The sequence below is a fragment of the Flavobacterium defluvii genome (genome assembly GCF_900129555.1).
Taxonomy (GTDB): Bacteria; Bacteroidota; Bacteroidia; order Flavobacteriales; family Flavobacteriaceae; genus Flavobacterium; species Flavobacterium defluvii.
This window is the reverse complement of sequence record NZ_FQWC01000005.1, coordinates 17,946-35,018: the sequence shown is the minus strand read 5'-3', so window position 1 is coordinate 35,018 and position 17,073 is coordinate 17,946. Positions and strand designations below refer to the sequence as shown.

At 34.8% G+C, this 17,073-nt stretch carries 7 protein-coding genes; all 7 read left to right on the top strand.

Going from position 1 to position 17,073, the window contains the following annotated elements:
* Positions 1–12 precede the first annotated feature (12 nt).
* The 7 genes from BUC29_RS12215 (at position 13) to chiA (ending at position 17,064) form a co-directional block, all read left to right on the top strand.
* Positions 13–1,536 carry a SusD/RagB family nutrient-binding outer membrane lipoprotein gene (locus BUC29_RS12215; RefSeq protein ID WP_073416462.1) on the top strand — a complete coding sequence of 508 codons (1,524 nt, stop codon included), beginning with the start codon at positions 13–15 and terminating at the stop codon, positions 1,534–1,536.
* A gap of 68 nt (positions 1,537–1,604) precedes the next feature.
* Positions 1,605–2,630 (top strand): glycosyl hydrolase family 18 protein, encoded by a 1,026-nt coding sequence (locus tag BUC29_RS12210; RefSeq protein ID WP_073416461.1) that lies wholly within the window; start codon positions 1,605–1,607, stop codon positions 2,628–2,630.
* Between the two features lie 328 nt (positions 2,631–2,958).
* A complete protein-coding gene (locus BUC29_RS12205; protein WP_073416460.1) occupies positions 2,959–5,991 on the top strand; it encodes a SusC/RagA family TonB-linked outer membrane protein in 3,033 nt (1,010 codons plus the stop codon).
* 10 nt (positions 5,992–6,001) lie between these two features.
* The gene (locus tag BUC29_RS12200) at positions 6,002–7,582 is read left to right on the top strand and encodes a RagB/SusD family nutrient uptake outer membrane protein (RefSeq protein ID WP_073416459.1); all 1,581 of its coding nucleotides are present in this window, start codon (positions 6,002–6,004) and stop codon (positions 7,580–7,582) included.
* Positions 7,583–7,694: 112 nt separating this feature from the next.
* Entirely contained in the window at positions 7,695–9,635 is a 1,941-nt protein-coding gene (nagB, locus tag BUC29_RS12195) for a glucosamine-6-phosphate deaminase (protein WP_073416716.1), read from the top strand.
* Positions 9,636–9,790: 155 nt separating this feature from the next.
* Positions 9,791–11,857: a beta-N-acetylhexosaminidase gene (locus BUC29_RS12190; RefSeq protein ID WP_073416458.1), complete on the top strand. Its 2,067-nt coding sequence runs from the start codon at positions 9,791–9,793 to the stop codon at positions 11,855–11,857.
* Positions 11,858–12,330: 473 nt separating this feature from the next.
* The gene (chiA, locus tag BUC29_RS12185; protein WP_073416457.1) at positions 12,331–17,064 is read left to right on the top strand and encodes a T9SS-translocated chitinase ChiA; all 4,734 of its coding nucleotides are present in this window, start codon (positions 12,331–12,333) and stop codon (positions 17,062–17,064) included.
* Positions 17,065–17,073 lie beyond the last annotated feature (9 nt).

Sequence of the window (17,073 nt, the reverse complement as noted above, 5' to 3'; positions counted from 1 at the left end):
AAAAAAGAAATTATGAAATTTAAACAAATAATTATAGCCGCACTCACATTGTTTACTGCAGTAGGCTGTACCGATAATTTTGACGAACTGGAAAAAGATCCGGTTGCGTTATCAGCAAATCCGGCTGGGCAGCTTACGTTTACCCAATTGTGTATGTCGGGTGACGGATTCTACCAATGGAGAACCAATTTAATTTATTCAGGAGGTTTTGTGCAGCATTATGCAGGAGCATGGAACGTAACGGAGTTTGGAAGTAAATTCAAAAAAGATGATGGTTACGCAACCGCTCTTTGGAGAAACGGTTATCAAAATGAATTAAAAAACGTGGTGGATATTTTGGATAAAACAAGTGGAGATCCAGCTGCTGTAAATATGAATGCCGTTGCTAAAATTATGAGAGTAATGGTAGCACAGCGTATTACTGATATTTATGGAGATATCCCTTATTCTGAAGCTGGATTAGGTTTCTCTAAAGGAATTGTAACGCCAAGATACGATACACAGGAAGAAATCTATACTTCATTCTTCCACGATCTAGAAGAAGCTCACAATCAATTAAATGCTAATGGCGGATCTGTAAAAGGAGATTTATTCTATGGTGGAGATATTTCTAAATGGAAAAAATTAGCCAATACATTGAGATTACGTCTTGGAATGAGAATTTCTGAAGTTAAACCGGCAGAAGCAGAAAAACAGGTAAAAGCTGCTTTAGCGGCAGGAGTTTTTACAAGCAATGCTGATAACTGTATTATGAAACACTTAGATGCTACTTTTAATGATGATCCAGCGTCGATTGATTTTAGAGGAAATGGATTAGCATATGCACTTGTAGGAAATGAAAACGGAGATCACTTTAGTACTTTGGTAATTGACTTTTTGAGAGACAACGGAGATCCAAGATTACCAATGTACGCAACTCCTAAAACAACAAGCAGCCTTGCTTGGGGAGCGCCATTACAGCCAGGTGAAACACCTTATGAAGGAGTAAAACCAGGATTGTTTCAATGGGAAGTTCCAATGGGAGCAAGTTCAACATCTGGAATTCAGTCTTATTTCAAACAAAAAACAACACCTTTCTTACATGTAAGTTATTCAGAATCTCAATTATTACTTGCTGAAGCTGCATTTAGAGGATGGGTTTCAGGTTCTGCGGCAGATTATTATAGAAAAGGAGTTGAAGCAGGTATTAAGCAATTAGAAATTTATGGAGCAACACCGGCAACTCAGGCAGCTATTGATACGTATTTAAATGCAAAACCTTTAGTAGCAGGACAAGAAATGAAACAAATTTCTACACAGCTTTGGATTACTTATATCTTTAATAGTATTGAAGCTTATTCAAACTGGAGAAGAACTGGATTCCCTGTATTAATTCCAATTACAAATCCAGATTCTGAAACAGGAGGAGTTACACCAAAACGTTTGTATTATCCTAATGATGAAATGCAGAAAAACGAGAAAAACTATAAAGAAGCATTATCAAGAATGGGAGGAACAAATGACTGGTTGAATAAAGTTTGGTGGGATGCAAACTAAATAAAATCCTAAACATATAAAGTTATGCCTAATAAGGTCATATTTTCATTCTAATTAAATTTAAAATTATGATAAAAAATAAAGCCTTATTAGGCATCCTTTTTTATATAAGTTCTCTTTTTTCAGTATATAGCTGTACAAACGAAAAAGAGCGTGATCCAGAAGATTCAAAAACTAAAACAGCAAGAGTAGTTGGATATTTATCTACAGACAGTTTCAGTAAAATAACTTCGATCCAGTTTTGTAAATTAACACATTTAAATATCGCTTTTGCAAATCCGGATAAAGGTGGAAATATAGTTTTTGAAGGAGATATTGACGCAGTAGTTAAATATGCCAAATCAGTTAATCCCAATCTTATTGTAAGTATCTCGCTCGCAGGCGGAGTTATTTCTGAAGAACAGGCAGCAAATTGGTCATTTTTGATTGATAAACCCGAAAACCGACCGGCATTTATTCAAAACATTATAAAGTTTGTAACGGACCATAATTTAGATGGAGTAGATGTTGATCTTGAATGGGATGCTGTAACTTCTGGTTATAGTGGTTTTGTAGTTGAATTAAAGAAAGTTTTAGTTGAAAATAAAAAACTTCTAACCGCAGCTTTACCCAATAGTACCAGATTTGAAAATATAAATTCAGCAGCATTAAACGCTTTTGATTTTATAAATGTAATGGCGTATGATAGTACTGGACCGTGGAGTCCAACTAAAGTGGAACAGCACAGTTCTTTCGAATTTGCAAAAAACGGAATTGAATTTTGGCATAAACAGCAAAATGTTTCAAGTGAAAAATTAACACTTGGAGTTCCTTTTTACGGATATAATTTTACATTTTCACCTGTTACAAGTTCTACTTTCGGGCAGATTGTTGAAGCTGGGACACAATTTGCAGATCAGGATGAAATAGGAAAACTATACTATAATGGCAGACCCACAATTTCCAGAAAAGTCGAATACGCTGCTGAAAATACCGGTGGAATAATGATTTGGGAATTAGCACAAGACTCTTTTGGCGAATATTCTTTGCTGGATGTTATTCATAAAAAATATAGTGCTTTAAAATTTAAAACTTCGGGTAGCTGCGGCAACTAAAAAAGAACTCTTACGTGCTTTTGAAATTAATAAGTTTTTTCGCTTCTTTTAATTGTAAATTAAGATGAAGCGATTTTTTTTATATAAATATCAGATTCCTAAATGTTTGCTGTATTTAAATATTTTTTAAAGAATTGTAAATTTTTTAAAATAAAATGTACGTAAATGGGTAAAATAGTGCTTTTAATAGAAACGAATACGTTTTCGAGTAACGGATTATTGAATGATTTATGTCGTTCGTTTAAAAAAAGCAGCTGTTTGTATAATATATTTTTTTTAACAATCCCTTAAGAATAATTTTACCTCATAACTAACAAAATAAATAAACATGAAAAAAATTTTCTTAATCTTTATGATTGTTTTTACTGCGCAGGTTTCGCTTGCTCAGGTAAAAAATGTTAAAGGTGTGATTACAGATTCTGATGGGATGCCATTACCAGGTGCATCTGTTGCTGTACAAGGAGGTCAAAAAGGTGCTACTACCGATTTTGACGGATTGTACTCAATTGAGGTTCAAAAAGGACAAACATTAGTTTTTAGCTATGTTGGTCTTGAAACACAAAGTATAGTTGTAGGCGATGCTGCTACAATTAATGTGAAAATGCAGATAGCGGCATCAAATGCACTTACAGAGGTTGTTGTAACGTCATTAGGTATCAAGAAAACAAGAAAATCGTTAACTTATGCAGCTCAGGAACTTAAAGGTGAAGAGTTAACAAGAGTAAGAGACGTAAACGTTATTAATACTATTGCAGGTAAAATTGCTGGTGTTGCTGTAACTAAAAGTTCAAGTGGTACAGGTGGATCTACAAAAGTAGTTATTCGTGGTAACTCTTCTGTTTCTAATAACCAGCCTTTATATGTTATTGATGGTATTCCTTTGTATAATGGTACTTCAGGACAGCCAAATGACAGTTTTGGTAGTACTGCTACTGGAAACCGTGATGGAGGGGATGTTGTTTCGCTTATCAATCCTGATGATTACGAAGGAATGACAGTTTTAAAAGGTGCTGCAGCTTCTGTATTATACGGTAGCCAGGGAGCAAATGGTGTTATTTTGTTATCTTCTAAAAAAGCAAAAGCTGGAAAACCATTACTTACTGTTTCATCGGTAACAACTTTTGAAAGTGCTGCTTATTTACCAAAATTCCAAAGTGATTATATCGCAGCACCAGGAGCTGACGAAAGCTGGGGAGCAAAACAAAAAACAAAAGATCATGTAAAAGATTTCTTCGAAACAGGAAATACTCAAATTACATCAGTTGGTTATTCTACTGCAGCTGAAAATTCTTCTACAGCATTTACTTACTCTAATACTTCAGGACAAGGTGTTATGCCAGGAAACAGTATTAAGAAAAATAACTTTGGTATTCGTCAGACTGCTAAATTCTTTGATGATAAACTTCTTTTTGCTGCAAATGCAAATTATACTTCTCAAACAATCATCAATAAACCAGTTAACGGTTTCTATTTCAACCCGCTTACAGGAGTTTATTTAATGCCAAGAGGAAATGACTTCAATTATTATAAAAATAATTTCGAAGTTTTTGATCCAAACAGAAACTTAATGGCTCAAAACTGGATGACTAATAGAGATATTATGCAAAATCCATATTGGGGAATCAACAGAAATAAATCTGAAGATAAAAACAACTTTTTCAATGGAGCGTTATCTTTAACTTATAAAGCAAACAATTGGTTAAGCATTGCTGCAAGATATAGCTATAATAGAATTGAGAGTGGTTTCGACAAAAAAATCTACGCTACTACGCAAGGAACAATTTCTCATATCAATGGTAGATATTATGTAGAAAATACATTAAGTACACAACGTTATGCAGATTTAATTGCAACGATCAATACAAAAATTGGAGAAAACTTTAGTTTTAACGCAAACGTAGGTACAAGTGTTAATAATACTTTAGGAAATCAAAAAACCATCCTTGATTCAGGAATTGGTGGAGGTTTAAAATATGCTAACTGGTTTACATTACAAAACTTCAACAACAATTCTGGAAACTACCAAACAATTGATAATCAAAAAGAAGTACAATCAGTATTTGCTGCTACAACTTTTGGGTACAGAGATATGTTATTCTTAGATCTTGCTGCTAGAAATGACTGGTCATCAACTTTAGTTAATACAAAAGATGCAGGATATTTCTATCCATCTGTAGGTTTAACAGCTATTCTTAGTGAAATGGTTACTATGCCTGAGTTTATTAATTATGGTAAAGTTCGTGCAACTTATGCAGAGGTAGGAAATGATATTTATCCTTTCGTAACAGTTCCAACTTACTACTACACTCCTGGTGTTACGGATCCGAAACCAAAAGTGGCTCCAAAAGAAGGAACTTCATTAAAACCAGAATTAAAATCAGAGTATGAGCTTGGTACTGAGTGGAGACTTTTCAATAACAGATTCAATTTTGAATTATCATACTACAACTCAGAAACTAAAAACCAATATTTACAAGTTGTTGCTCCAAAAGGAAATGCACTTGGTGTTGATTTCTACGGAATTAACGCTGGTAGTATTGAAAACAAAGGTTTTGAGGCAGTTGTTACAGCAGGAATCTTTAGAGGAGAAAAATTCTCTTGGGATGCAAGCGTAAACTATTCACAAAACAAAAATAAAGTAAAAGAAATTCCAACTGAATTAGGAGGAAGAGTAAACTTAACAGAAGCAGGTGTAAACAGTTACAGATATGCTTTAATTGAAGGAAGACCGTTTGGGGTTATTGAAGGTATAAACATCAAAAAAGATGCTCAGGGAAGAATGTTGTTAAATGATGATGGAACTATTCAAAAAACAGATTTTGAAGAAGTTGGAAATTCTAATCCAGATTTCATGTTAGGTTTCTCTAACTCATTTAAAGTAGGTTCATTCTTCGCAAATGTTTTAATTGACGGACGTTTTGGTGGTGAAGTAATGAGTTTAACTCAAGCTCAAAACGATGCATTTGGTGTATCTAGAGCAACTGGTGATGCAAGAAATGCTGGTGGTGTAAAAGTAAACGCAGTTAGAGCAAGCGACGGAACTCCGGTTTCAACAATGGATGCACAATTATACTATACTCAGGTTGGTGGTAGAGCAGGGATTACTGGAGAATATGTTTATGATGCTACAAATGTTAGTGTAAGAGAAATTTCTATCGGATATAATTTCAATGCTAAAAAATTACCATTTATTCAAACGGCTAGTATTTCATTAATAGCAAGAAACCTATTCTTTATTTATAAAGATGCTCCGTTTGATCCAAACATTGCATTAAGTACAGGCGAAGGATTACAAGGTGTTGATATTTACGGATTACCATCTACAAGAAGTATCGGTCTTAATTTAAATGTAACTTTCTAATACTAAAAACATGAAACTAAATAAAATAACAAAAGCAGCTATCTGTATGTCATTGCTTGCAGCAGTAGGTTGTACAGGAGATTTTGAAGAAATAAATACCAATCCTAACGGTATTACACCAGAATTATTTGAACAGGATTTTAACCATATTAAAGGAGGTTTTGCTCCAATGTTTAATAACATTTACGTATACACTCCAGAATGGGTGTATCAATTACAGCAAAACTTAAATAGTGATATTTGGTCTGGTTACATGGCAACGCCTACAGGATTTGCAGGAGGAATAAATAATACGACTTATGCATTAGTTGATGGCTGGAACGGATTTATATGGGATTATGCATACAGTAATGTAATGTTTAATGCATATGATATTGCTCAAAAATCAAAAGGAAAATACGATCAGTTTTATGCATTGTCATTAATCCTGAAAGTAGAAGGAATGCACAGATTAACAGATACTTTTGGACCAATTATTTATTCTAAATTTGGGTCGACTGAATCTACAATCGAATACGATTCACAAGAAGAAGTTTACAACCAAATGTTCAGCGAATTAGATTTTGCTGTAACAGAATTAACTAAAAGAGTTGATGCTGGTGAAGCTACAAGTTTTGAATCTACAGATTTATCTAACTACAAAGGAGACTATAAAGCATGGGTTAAATTTGCAAATAGTTTACGTTTAAGATTAGCAATGCGTATTGTGAAAATAAACCCTGCATTAGCAAAAACTCAGGCAGAAAAAGCTGTTGCTCAAAAGTTTGGAGTATTTACAACAAATGCGGATTTATTTAAAATTGTATCTCCGGTATATAATAACCCAATTTCAACAATTAGCGGTGCTTGGTTAGATATTCGTATGTCTGCTGATATGGAGTCAATTATGGGTGGATACCAAGATCCTAGAATCGAAACTTATTTTGATCCATCAACTCAATTCCCTGGACAATACAAAGGAGTTCGTACAGGAATTGATATCGCAGCAAAATCTGATCACCAGGATTTCTCTGGAATTGGAGCTGTTGTTAAAACTAAAGAAGTTGTTTTAATGACTACTGCAGAAGTTTATTTCTTAAGAGCAGAAGGAGCATTAAGAGGATGGAATGTAGGTAGTGACGCTAAAGCATTATACGAAGCAGGTATTACAGCTTCATTTGAGCAGCGTGGTGCTGCTGGAGCCGCTGCATATATCGCAGATAATACAAAAACTCCAAAAGCGTATGTTGATCCTAATTTCCCTGTAAACAATTCTCCAGCTGTAAATAATGTTACAATTGCTTGGGATGCTGCTGCATCAAATGAGGTAAAACTTCAAAAAATCATCACTCAAAAATGGATTGCTAACTTCCCAGAAGGACAAGAAGCTTGGTCTGATTACAGAAGAACTGGTTATCCAAAATTATTCCCTGTACTTAAAAACTATAGTGGAGGAACAATTACAACTGAGTTAGGTGTACGAAGAATCAACTATGTACAGTCAGAAAAAGCTGGAAACTCTGGTGGTGTTGCTACAGGAGTTGCTAAACTTGGAGGACTAGACAACGGAGGAACAAGAGTTTGGTGGGATAAAGCAGCACCTAACTTCTAAAAAAATATAAAAATTTAAGATTTTAAGTTTGGTTAGTAAATGGTATAAGCAGTGAAAATTGCTTATACCATTTCAAAAACCAAAATTGTACATACCAAAAAAAGAAAAAGAAATGAAAAGTGCTTTAGAAATAAAACCTGATATCAGCTATAAAAGCGCCGGGAAATTTGAAGAAACACGATTTGAAAAAATTCACAACGAAATCTTCAAAAGTTCTGCTGAAGCATCAATAATTGTAGCGCAGGAAATTGCTCAGTTAATTAGATCTAAGCAGGAAAAAAATAAATCTTGCGTGCTTGGTTTGGCAACAGGATCTTCTCCTATAAAAGTATATGAGGAATTAGTGAGAATGCACAGAGAGGAAGGACTGAGTTTTAGCAATGTAATCACTTTTAATTTGGATGAATATTATCCAATGAACAAAGAGAACAATCAGAGCTATCATTATTTCATGCATCAGCATCTTTTTAATCATATTGATATTAAACCTGAAAATGTTAATATTCCTGATGGTACAGTTTCTATTGATGAACTAAATCAATATTGTATCGACTATGAAATGAATATTAAACAAGCTGGAGGACTTGACTTTCAGTTATTAGGAATTGGACGTACAGGTCACGTTGGTTTCAATGAGCCGGGTTCGCACATTAATTCCGGAACAAGAATTATTACACTGGATCACATTACAAGAGTGGATGCTTCGTCTGACTTTAACGGAATTGACAACGTTCCGAAAAGAGCCATCACAATGGGAGTTTCTACTATTATGAGATCTAAAAGAATTGTATTAATGGCTTGGGGACAAAACAAAGCCGATATCATCAAGAGAACCGTTCAGGGTGATATTAGTTCAGAAGTTCCTGCGACATTTTTACAAAATCATCCAAATGCAACATTTGTACTGGATCAATCAGCGGCATCTGAATTAACACGTTTTAAAACGCCTTGGCTTGTTGGAGAATGTATTTGGACACAAGAATTAAAAAGTAAAGCGATTGTTTGGCTTTGCCAAAAAACAAATCAATCTATTTTAAAATTGACAGACCGTGATTACAATAATAACGGAATGTCTGACTTATTAGCACAAGAAGGTTCTGCTTACGATTTGAACATCAATATGTTTAATGTATTGCAGCACACTATTACAGGATGGCCGGGTGGAAAACCAAATACCGATGATTCGCATCGTCCGGAAAGAGCCAATCCTGCAAAAAAACGAGTTATCCTTTTCAGTCCGCATCCAGATGATGATGTGATTTCGATGGGAGGAACTTTTTCAAAATTGATTAAACAAGGCCATGATGTACATGTTGTATATCAAACCTCTGGAAATATAGCCGTTACAGACGACGAAGCACTAAAATTTGCTGAGGTTTGTAATGATTTTACGGGTGGAAATCTTCCAAAAGATATCAACTTCAAATCTGTAATTGAATTTTTAAACAACAAATCAGAAAATCAAATTGATTCTCTTGAAGTTAGAAAATTAAAAGGATTAATCAGAAGAAGAGAATCTTACGCAGCAACAAGATACATCGGCTTAAAAGATGAAAATACACACTTTTTAGATCTTCCGTTTTACGAAACAGGACAAGTTAAAAAGAATCCGCTAGGACCAGAAGATATTGCTATCGTAAAAGAAATTATCGCCAGAATAAAACCACATCAGGTATTTGCCGCAGGAGATTTGGCAGATCCGCACGGAACGCATGAAGTTTGTCTTAATGCGATTTTTGCAGCGATGAAACAATTAAAACCAGAAAAATACATGGACGACTGCTGGTTATGGCTTTACAGAGGAGCCTGGCACGAGTGGGACATTCATGAAATTGATATGGCAGTACCGCTTTCTCCATCAGAAGTATTGTTGAAGCGTCATGCCATTTTATACCACCAGTCCCAAAAAGACAGGGTGATGTTTCAAGGAAATGATTCTCGAGAATTCTGGGTAAGAGCAGAAGATCGAAATAAAAATACAGCTATTCTGTATGACAAATTAGGATTGGCAGAATACGAAGCTATTGAAGCTTTTAAACGATTTGATTATTAAAGTTGTTTTTTTAAGATTCGGGTGAGAGCGAATCAAATTGCAAAATTCAGTTAGACCTCAACGCAATAAGTGAGGTAAGCTGAAGTCTTTCTGAGTTTTGTTTTTTCTAATTTAAATGGATGTTTGAGAAAAGCATCTGACCAAAAAAATAAAAAATGAAATATTTATTTGTACTACTATTAGCGGGTGTAACAGCTGGTGCTCAGGTTAAAAAAGAGCAGTTGAATCTTATGCCCTGGCCTCAAAACGTTGTTGTTAATGATGGAAATTTTACTTTAACCAAAAACTTTAAAGTAAACATTTCCGGAAATCCAAATCCGAGAATTTTTGGAGGAGTAACACGTTTTTTACGCCGACTTGATGGTAGAACAGGTATTTTTTTCGAACAAGGATTTATTACAAAACTAAACGAATTTCCAAATGCTGAATTACAGATTAATTGTGATAAAAGCGGAAAAATAGGTTTGTATGAAGATGAAAGTTACAGTTTAGATGTTAAGGCAAACAAAATTACGATTCATGCAACAAGCGATTTAGGAGCTTTGCATGCATTAGAAACATTATTGCAATTATTACAGAATGACAGTAAATCATTCTACTTTCCGGTTTCTCAAATCTCAGATTTTCCAAGATTTACCTGGAGAGGTTTGATGCTGGATGCGTCAAGACATTTTCAGCCGGTTGATGTTGTTAAAAGAAATATCGACGGATTGGCTGCTATGAAAATGAATGTTTTTCACTGGCATTTAGTTGACGACCAAGGCTGGAGAATTGAAACTAAAAAACATCCAAAATTAATAGAATTAGCTTCGGATGGATTGTATTACACACAAGAGGAAATTAGAAATATCGTAAAATATGCTGATGAGCGCGGTATTTTAATTGTTCCCGAGATAGATGTTCCGGGTCATGGATCTGCAATACTTACGGCTTACCCGGAAATTGGAAGCAAAGTGATCACGCTGACTGGTGGAACTTCTGAGAAAAATATTCAAGGTACAGCAATTAGTACCTATGGAATTGAAAGAAATGCTGGAATTTTTACGCCAACATTAGATCCTTCAAATCCTAAAACATACAAAATATTAAGTGAACTTTTTGATGAGATATGCCCATTATTTCCCGGAGATTATTTTCATATTGGGGGAGATGAGAACGAAGGGAAAGACTGGGATGCAAACCCAAAGATTCAGGAGTTTAAAAAGAAACATAATTTAAAGACGAATCACGAATTACAAACGTATTTTACGATGCAGCTGGCTCCGATGCTAAAAAAACACGGAAAACAATTAATGGGGTGGGAAGAAATTTTAACAAAAGATCTTTCAAAAGAAGCAATTGTACACTCTTGGCGAGGCCCAAATGAAGGTGTTGCTGCTGGACAGTCTTTAGTTGATGCTGTAAAAAAAGGATATAAAACAGTGCTTTCAAACGGATATTATATCGATTTAATGTATCCTGTTGCAAGTCATTATTTAAACGATCCAATGCCAAAAGGCGCTGATTTATCTGCAGAAGAAAAAGCAAGAATTTTAGGAGGCGAAGCAACAATGTGGACAGAACTTACAACACCAACAACTATAGATTCCAGAATTTGGCCAAGAACAGCTGCAATTGCAGAAAGACTTTGGTCTGCAGAAACGGTTACAGATCTTGCAAGTATGCGTAAGCGTTTGGATAATGTATCGTTTAGGTTAGAAGAATTAGGATTAACACACATTAGAAATAAAGATGTTATTCTGAGAAACATCACTAATAATCAGAATATTGAATTGATAAATGAATTCTCTAATGTTTGCGAACCATTAAAAGGATATACCAGAAATAAAGGCGGAACAGAATATCAAATGTATTCTCCGTTTACACTTTTTGCAGATGCATGTACTCCTGATGCTAAAGAATCGTTGGCTTTTAATGATGCAGTTACACAATATCTGGCAAATAAAACAGAAGATAATAAAGCAAAAGTGGCATCATTTTTCAACAAATGGATCAGCGTAAATAAAGGTTTAATTGATTTAAGTGCCAATGCCCCTTTAGTACAGCCAATTTTGCCTTTGTCAAAAAAACTAAGTGACGCATCGCAGGAATTACTGCTTGTTTTAGATAATAAATCGACTTTAAAACCAGCAGATTTAAAAAGTTTAATAGAACAATGCAATACAAAAGATCATGCTGACGTAGAATTGTCAGTTTATGAGAGTTTAAAGAAATTAATTTAAAGGTTTGGTTTGAATTAGTATTTAGTAAGTTTAAGTTACCACTATGTTTTAAAAGTGTGATTGTCTCTGCCAGAAACCTCTGGCAGAGTTAATTAAAATTGAACTTTACCAATTTTTTCCTGAATCTTTCCAAATAAAATAAAAAGCAAAAAAATAACCAATAACGGAGTATTAACATTTAAAAAACCAAATAAAAGAATAACACAAAACATGACAAAAAAAGAGTATAGATTGATGAGTAGTCCCAAATTTATCATTTGTATTTAAAATTAATTTTTTAAAAATTATAAATAAATATCAATCACTACTATTGGCTAATGATTATGAAAATCAGTAATAGTAATATTTATCTATAGAATTTAATTTGAGTTATTTCCAATCGACGCAGCCTTCCAACCTGTGTTGAGCGAAACCCAGCAGTAAAACTGCTTCGGCCCAATTATTTATTTTCTATTAACCAATATTTATTAATTATGAAACATTATTACAGATTGCTCTTTTTGTTACTGTTTCCCTTACTTGCGTTGGCCCAACCTGCCCACGGAAAAAAAGTAGTGGGGTATTATGCGCAATGGTCTATTTATGCCCGGGATTTCAACGTTCCGAAAATTGATGGAAGTAAATTGACGCATTTAAATTATTCTTTTTATGGCACAACGTATGATCCGGCTCATCCGGAGAATACAAAATTGAAATGTTTGGATACCTATGCTGATTTTGAGCATATGGAAGGTGGAATCCCATGGGATGCTCCGGTAAAAGGAAACTTTTATGATTTAATGAAACTTAAGCAAAAGTATCCTCATTTAAAAGTTTTAATCTCTGTAGGAGGATGGACAAAAGGTCAGGATCTTTCTCCAATTGCTGCTAGTCCGGTAGCAAGAGCCGCTCTGGCTGCAGATATGGCAAACTTCATTGTGACGTATCCGTTTATTGATGGTTTCGATATCGATTGGGAATATCCTCTTTCTGGCGGAACCGACGGAACAGAAATAGTGAATGGTTCGCCAGTTCCTCCACAAAAATACAGTCCTGATGACAATAAAAATTTGGTGCTTTTATTAAAAGCTATGCGTCAGGCAATGCCAAATAAATTAATCACAATTGCAGCCGGAAATAATGTTAGAAAAGTGGCTCAGCAATATTTAGGTCCAAATAACAGATCACAATACGGAATGACAGAAGACATTTCTACTTATTGCGATTATATTACGTATTTTGGATATGATTTTGGTGGAAACTGGTATGATAAAACATGCTACAATGCACCTTTATACGCAAGTGGAAATCCAAACGATCCATTATACGGTGCGACACAATCAGAATCATTAGATGAATTAACAAATCAATATTTAAACGTAATTGGTTTTCCGGCAAATAAATTAATCATGGGATTACCGTTTTACGGAAAAAAATTCGATCATGTTGCCGCTAACTCAACAAACGGATTATTCGTTTCTGCACCAAGAGATGTAGTTGGAGGATGTACAAATCCTCAAAACCCTATCGGAACTTGGGATGGTTCAGGAGCGTGCGAACGTTCAGGAAGTATCGAAATTTGTGACTTAGTCGGAAATCCGGTTACCAATTCACATCCTTACTTAGACCCAAATACAATGCAAGTTACTGCAAGTGCAGCTTCTGCAGGTTGGGTAAGATATTTTGACAATACTACAAAAGTACCTTATTTATATAATGCTACTACAAAAGAGTTTATCTCTTATGAAGATAAACAGTCTATGGATTTAAAAGTACAATATATAAAATCTAGAAATTTAGCCGGAGGTATGATTTGGGAATTATCTCAGGATACAAGAGGTTCAATTCCAAACTCATTATTAACTCAGGTTGATACATCATTCGGAAGCGTTGTTCCTGGAACCGTAAGTATTTCCGGTTCTGCAAAAAACGGATCAGCTTTAGTTACCGATGTTACAGTTGAATTACGAAATGCAAGTAATGCTGTAATTCAAACCGTAGTTTCGGCTACAGGAAATTTCACTTTCAACAACTTAACTTCTGGACAAAACTATACAGTTTCTGCATTAAAAGCGACTTATACGTTTACTCCGGTAACTTTAACAAATGTTGTAGTGAATCAAACAGGAGTTATCATCAACGGATCGCAGCCAACTTACACCGTTAGCGGAACAGTTCTTAACGGAAGTACTCCAGTTTCTGGCGTAACAGTTTCGGCAGTTTCTGGAAGTTCAACTTTAACAGCAGTTTCAAATGCAAGCGGTGTTTACAGTGTTGCAGGTTTAACAGCTGGATTAAATTATACCGTTACGGCTGCAAAAACTGGATTTTCTTATACTCCGGCTTCTACAGTTTACAATGCAATAGATTCAAACAAAACGTTGAATTTTACTCAGGGAGCAGTAGTTGTAACGTATACAGTAAGCGGAACAGTTCTTAACGGAACAACTCCGGTTTCTGGTGTAACGGTTACAGCAGCTTCTACAGCAGGAAATGTTTCGGCAACAACGAATTCAAGCGGAGCTTATACACTTACATTAGCTTCTGGCGGAAATTATACAGTAACAGCTGCCTTAACAGGGCAAACTTTTACTCCGGCATCAACAGTTTATTCTAATTTAAATGCGAATAAAACATTAAACTTTACTCAGGATGTTGTATCAACTTCAAGTAAAATCAGTGGTACAGTTAAAAACGGAACAACTCCGGTTGCTGGTGCAAAAGTAGAAATCGTTTTACCTTGGACAGACAATACGCACAACTGGAAAAGTGTTTTAGCAACAACAGATGCACAAGGAAAATACAGTTTTGACAATTCAGTTATAGACGGTTATACACAAATCACAAGTTTAAAACTGAATACATGGCAAAACGGAGAAGTAAATTATTATCCAAATAATTTAGCAAATTTCGCAGTTCCTGCAAACCCAACAGTTTATAACTTTAATACAAGTGCTACTGCAAAAACAGCGCAGGTTCAGGCTAACTTAATCAGCGGTAGCGTTAAAAATGGCACTACTCCGGTTGCTGGTGCAAAAGTTGAGATTGTTCTGCCTTGGACAGATAACACACATAACTGGAAAAGTGTTTTAGCAACAACAGATGCATCAGGAAATTATACTTTTGATAATTCAGTTGTAGCGGGTTACAATCAAATTTTAAGTTTGAAATTAAATTCATGGGAAAATGGCGAAGTAACGTATTATCCAAATAACTTAGCCAACTTTGCAGTTCCAACAACGCCAACAATCTATAATTTTAATAGACAAGCAGTTGTTACGACTAAACCTGTAGTTAACATTACAGCTCCAACAGCTTCGTCGATTGCTATAAATTTAGGATCATCAATTAATTTTGTTGCAACTGTTGGATTAAGTGCTTCTGATGCTACTACAATCTCATCTGTTGTATTTAGTTTAGATGGACAAACCATAAGTGCTACGAATTCTTCAGGAACTTATACATCGACTTGGACACCAGCAGCAAATCAGTTTGGAGTTTCTCATACTTTAACTGTTACGGCTACTGCATCAAACGGAACAACAGAATCTAAAACATATAGTTTTACATTAACTTGTTCAGGTGCAAACTGTCCGAATACATTACCAACAATTACTTGGAATTCACCATCGAATACTACGATATACCAAAGCTCTTTCCAGGTTGTGCCAATTTCAGTTACTGCTGTTGATAGCAACGGATCGGTTTCAGGTGTTACGATTACCATAAACGGTGGCACATATAACATGACAGCTGGTACAAACAATACGTATACGTATAATTTTACACCATCTGCTTATCAGGATTATCCAGTTGTAATCAAAGCAACCGATAATCAATCTGGAGTAACTACATTAAACAATACGATTAAAATTGCTACAGTAAGCGGTAATAGATTCATTCCGCTTCCATCTAAGATCATTTTAGGATATGCACATTCTTGGGAAAATGCCGGAGCTCCATTCTTATATTTCTCTCAAATGGTGGGAAGTAAATTTAACGTAGTTGATTATGCTTTCGTAGAAACAGTTAATCGTGATGGTTATACGCCAATATTAACCACAAACGATAATAGATATTTAACGAATGGTGTTTTCAATAAACAATTGTTGAAAAATGATATTAAATCTTTAAGAGACAGCGGCGTTCCTGTTATTGTTTCTATTGGAGGTCAAAATGGTCATGTTGTTTTAGAGAATGTTACTCAGAAAAATATATTTGTTAATGGTCTAAAAGCCATTATTGATGAATATCAATTTGATGGAGTTGATATTGATTTTGAAGGCGGATCGATGAATTTTAGCGCAGGAAATTTAAGAGATATCTCTTATGCGGGTATTTCTGCTTATCCAAGACTAAAAAACGTAGTTGATGCTTTCAAAGAATTAAAAGCTTACTACGGCCCGGGATTCTTATTAACAGCAGCTCCTGAAACACAATATGTACAAGGTGGATATACTACTTATACGGATACTTTTGGTTCTTTCCTTCCAATTATTCAAAACTTACGTAATGAACTAGATTTGTTAGCGGTACAATTATATAATACAGGAGGAGAAAACGGATTAGATGGTCAATATTATGGATCAGCTAAGAAATCAAACATGGTAACTGCTCTAACAGATATGATAATCAAAGGATATAACATTGCTTCAACAGGAATGCATTTTGATGGTTTACCAGCTTCAAAAGTTTTGATTGCCTTACCAGCTTGTCCAAGTGCAGCAGGAAGCGGTTATTTAACCCCTCAAGAAGGAATTAATGCTATGCATTATTTAAGAACCGGAACTACTTTTTCAGGAAGAACATACACGATGCAGCCAGGCGGTCCATATCCTTCTTTAAGAGGATTAATGACTTGGTCTGTAAACTGGGATGCCTCTTCTTGTGGTAATTCATCTGAATTGTCCAAAGCGTATGCCGCTTATTTCGCTTCGCAGTCAGCGGCAAAAACATTAGCACTTGATGATATTTCTTCAAAAAACACTGCGACGATAGCATATTTCAAAAACAATGCATTATCAGTTTCAAATGAAAACGAAGAGATTGCACAAGTTGATGTATTCAACATATTAGGACAAAATATAGTAAGTCACAGAAATGTTCAAAACAATAAAGAAGTATTGCTTCAGAGCCACAGTTTCTCATCTAAACAATTGTTTTTAGTTGTAGTAACAGACAAATCCGGAAACAAAAAATCTTTTAAAGTAATGAACTTTTTAAACTAGAATAAAGAA